At 66.7% G+C, this 4,084-nt stretch carries 3 protein-coding genes; all 3 read right to left on the minus strand.

Going from position 1 to position 4,084, the window contains the following annotated elements:
* Positions 1–83 precede the first annotated feature (83 nt).
* Positions 84–1,472 carry a pitrilysin family protein gene (locus tag EOB59_RS33945; protein ID WP_128290249.1) on the minus strand — a complete coding sequence of 463 codons (1,389 nt, stop codon included), beginning with the start codon at positions 1,470–1,472 and terminating at the stop codon, positions 84–86.
* Positions 1,473–1,612: 140 nt separating this feature from the next.
* Entirely contained in the window at positions 1,613–2,167 is a 555-nt protein-coding gene (gene rsmD / locus EOB59_RS33950) for a 16S rRNA (guanine(966)-N(2))-methyltransferase RsmD (RefSeq protein ID WP_127266868.1), read from the minus strand.
* Positions 2,167–4,084 (minus strand): pseudouridine synthase (locus EOB59_RS33955; RefSeq protein ID WP_245486878.1); only part of this gene is annotated, 1,918 nt, incomplete at its 5' end. The genes rsmD and EOB59_RS33955, both read right to left, overlap by 1 nt.

Below are 4,084 nucleotides of genomic sequence, written 5' to 3' on the forward strand. Positions count from 1 at the left end.
CGCCCCTCTCCCCGTCACTGTACGGGGAGAGGATGCCGGCAGGCAGGTGAGGGGCAGCGCCAACGCTCGATCTCTTCATCAAATCAATTCCCCGCCTGTTGCTGCGGCAGCAAATAACCGGTGGTCGACCGGGCGAGCACGAGATAGCGCGCGGCGACGGCCTTGACCTCGTCTGTCGTGACCTTGCGGATGCGGTCCGTCCACTGCTGGACGTCCTGCACATTGCCGCCGGTGGCCAGCGTCGAGCCGTAGATGTTAGCCATGGAATCCTGCTTGTCGCGGGCAAAGGTCATCGATCTGACATAGCGGTCCTTGGCCTTCTCCAGCTCCGATGGCGTGACGCCATCCTTGACGATGCGCACCACTTCGGCATCGACCGCCGCTTCGACGTCGGAGATTTTGGCATCCCCGCGCGGCGCGCCATAGACGGTGAAGTTGGTGTCGTCGAGCATCGTGCCCTGGAAAAAGGCGCCGGCGCTGGATGCGATACCTTGCTGGACGACGAGCGCCTGGTAGAGCCGGCTGCGATTGCCGCCGCCAAGGATCTCCGCCAAGAGGTCGAGCGCTTCCGCCTCGCCCGGCTTGCCGGTGTGATAGGACGGCACCACCCATTGGGTGGAAAAGCTCGGCACGCTGACGCGGGCATCGGCGAGCGTCACCGTGCGCTTGGTGTTCTGCTCCGGCTCGACCGGGCGTATGCGCGGCGGCAGATCGGGGCCGCGCGCCACCTTGCCATAGGTCTTTTCGGCCAGCGCCCGCACCGTGTCCGGTTCGACATCGCCGGCAACGATCAGCACCGCGTTGTTGGGCCGGTAATATTTGTCATAGAAGGCGACAGCGTCGGCGCGGTTCAGCTGCTGCATCTCCTGCATCCAGCCGATGACCGGGATGCGATAGGGCTGGTTCTGCCACAGCGTCGCATCGACCTCCTCGTCCAGCACGGCCTCGGGGCTGTTGTCGATGCGCGAGCGGCGCTCCTCGAGGATGACATCGCGCTCGGTCTTGATGACATCGTCGGTGAGAATGAGATTGCGCATGCGATCGGCCTCGAAACTCATCATCAGCTCGAGCGCCGACGGCGCCACCGTCTCGTGGAAGGCGGTGTAGTCGTAGGAGGTGAAGGCGTTGTTGGAGCCGCCGATATCGGAGATGGCGCGGTCGAACTCGCCCGCCGCATGATTGGTCGTCGCCTTGAACATCAGATGTTCGAAGAAATGCGCAATGCCGGATTTGCCGGGCGGCTCGTCGGCGCTGCCGATCTTGTACCAGACCATATGGGTGACGATCGGCGCACGGTGGTCGGGAATGACGACCACCTCCATGCCGTTGTCGAGCAGGAAATCCGTGACCTTGAACTCGGCCGGAACCGTGTTGGGCAAGACGGGGCTCTCGGCCAGCACCGGGCTGGTCATGACAAAAGCCAAAGAGGTCGCCAACAGCATTCCCCGCAGCCATTCAATCCTGGATGTCATCAACGGCTCCGGTTCTGTCTGCAGACGATAGGCAAGGTACTGGCGACAAGCAAAGTTAATTGTTGGTCATTTTAGAGGCGGAGCTCGGTTCCTCGCCCCCCGTGAAGCGGGGGAGAGGAACCGCCAATCGCGAAGGCGTATCAGGCCGCCTCGATAAAGCGGATGACGGTCTCGCCATAGTTGCGCTCGTCCAGCACGGAAAAGCCGGGGCCCGGCTCGAAGGGCGCCACTGCCGCCTCTTCGACCACGCACAGCGCGCCAGGGCGAAGCCAGCCGCCGGCTTTCGCCGACTGCAAGGCGCGCTCGCCAAGGCCCTTGCCATAGGGCGGGTCGGCAAAGACGAGGCCGAACGGCGCCAGCGTGCCCGCTTCGCCAAGGCCGGTGGCATCGCGGCGGAAGATCTTGGTGCGGCCGGTCAGGCCGAAGGCTTCGACATTGTCGCGGATCAGGCCACGGCCTTCGGCCGATTCCTCGATGAAGACGCCGTAGGAGGCACCGCGCGACAGCGCCTCGAGCCCCAGCGCACCGGTGCCGGCGAACAGGTCGAGCACGCGCGCGCCGTCCAATTGCGCGGCAAAGCGATGCGCCAGCACGTTGAAGACCGCCTCGCGGGTGCGATCGGTCGTCGGACGAATGGCGCTCGAGCGCGGCGTCGCCAGCGGACGCCCGCGAAACTCACCACCGACGATCCGCATTACTTGCCCTTGGGGCCGCCGCGCGGCCGCTCACCGCGTGTGCTGGTCGGACGGTCGCCGCGCGGCTTGCCGAACGGCTTTGCGCCGGCCGGTTTGCCATAGGTCGGCTTGAACGATGCCTTTCGCGCCTTTGCTTCAGCCGCCTTGGCTGCGTCTGCATCGGCCCTGCCCTTGCCGATCGGCCGCGCGCCCGGCGCCATCCAGACATTGGCCTTGCGCTGGCCGGGCGGCTCGATCGGCCGCTGCTCGCGCTCGGATTTCTTGCCGCCGCCTGGCTTGCCGCCAAAAGCACCACGCGGCTTGTCGCCGAAGCCACCGCGCGGTTTGTCGCCAAAATTGCCGCGCGGCTTGTCGCCAAAGCTGCGTTCGGGGCGCGGGCCGCGTTCGCCAAAACTCTTCTCCGCGCTTCTGTCAGGGTTTGTCGACAGCTTGCCCAGAGCCTCGTCGCGGCTGCCTTCGCGGCGCTTGCGGTTCTTGATCAAACCGCCCTCGCCGATCGGGCGGCGCTCACCGTCGCGGGTGAATTTCGGCCGCTCCGGCTCCGGCTCGCGAACTTCCGTGCGCCGCACCGGCTTGTTGGAAAACGGCTTGGTGACATCGGCGTCGAAATTGGCGCCGGATTCCTCGACCAGGCGCTCGCCGAGTTGGTCACGCAGAACCCTGCCCTTGATCTCGAGCACATGGCCCTCGGCGAGGTCATCGAGCTGGAACGGCCCGTAGGAGATACGGATCAGCCGCGTCACGTCGAGGCCGAGCGAGCCGAGAATGTTTCTGACTTCGCGGTTCTTGCCCTCGCGCAGGCCGATCGTCAGCCAGGCATTGGTGCCTTGCTCGCGGTCGAGCGTGGCTTCGATGGCACCGTAGAACACGCCGTCAACGGCAATGCCCTCGCGCAGGCCCGCAAGCGCGCTTTCCTCGACCTTGCCGTGGACGCGCACCCGGTAGCGGCGCAGCCAGCCGGTGGCCGGCAGTTCGAGCACGCGCGACAGGCCGCCATCATTGGTGAGCAGCAGCAGGCCTTCGGTGTTGATGTCGAGCCGGCCGATGGTCATCAGCCGCGGCAATTCAGCCGGCAGCACGTCGAAGACGGTCTTGCGGCCCTCGGGATCGCGGTTGGTGGTGACGACGCCGGCCGGCTTGTGGAACAGGAACAGCCGGGTGCGCTCGATCGGCGGGATTTCCATGCCGTCGAGATGGATGATGTCATCAGGCATGACGTTGAAGGCCGGCGAAGTCAGGGCGCGGCCATTGACCTTGACGCGGCCGGCGGCGATCAGCTCCTCGGCATCGCGGCGCGAGGCCAGGCCGGCGCGGGCCAGCCGCTTGGCGATGCGCTCGCCTGCCTCTTCCGCGCCCTCGGCGGGACGCGGGCGTGGCTTGAAGCTGCCGTCTGACGCACCTTGCGGCCGATCGTTGAAATCCCGCTTCGGGCGATCGCCGAAGTCACGCTTGGGGCGGTCGGCGAAGTCACGCTTCGGTCGATCGCCGCCGTCGCGCGGCGCGCGGTCACTGAAATCACGCGTGGGACGGTCGAAACGCTTTTCGCCGCCCGCTGCCGCCGCAGCCGGTCGGTCGCCCCGCGGTGCATAGGGCTTGCGCGGCCCCTCGCGCTTTTCATAAGGCTTGCGCTCGCCTTCGGCGGCCACCGGGCGATCGCCACGGGGCGCATAAGGCTTGCGCGGCCCCTCGCGCTTTTCATAGGGCTTGCGCTCGCCTTCTGCGGCCATCGGCCGGTCGCCGCGCGGTGCGTAGGGTTTGCGCGGTCCTTCACGCTTCTCATAGGGCTTGCGCTCGCCTTCGGCCGCCATTGGCCGGTCGCCACGTGGCGCATAGGGCTTGCGTGGTCCTTCGCGCTTCTCATACGGTTTGCGCTCACCCTCGGCGGCCATCGGGCGGTCGCCGCGCGGTGCGTAGGGG

The organism is Mesorhizobium sp. M7A.F.Ca.MR.176.00.0.0 (assembly GCF_004023165.1).
Classification (GTDB): Bacteria; Pseudomonadota; Alphaproteobacteria; order Rhizobiales; family Rhizobiaceae; genus Mesorhizobium.

Bases quoted from the DNA above. Each gene is read 5' to 3' on its own strand.
- rsmD (WP_127266868.1), bottom strand. From the start codon at position 2,167: ATGCGGATCGTCGGTGGTGAGTTTCGCGGGCGTCCGCTGGCGACGCCG.
- EOB59_RS33945 (WP_128290249.1), bottom strand. From the start codon at position 1,472: ATGACATCCAGGATTGAATGGCTGCGGGGAATGCTGTTGGCGACCTCT.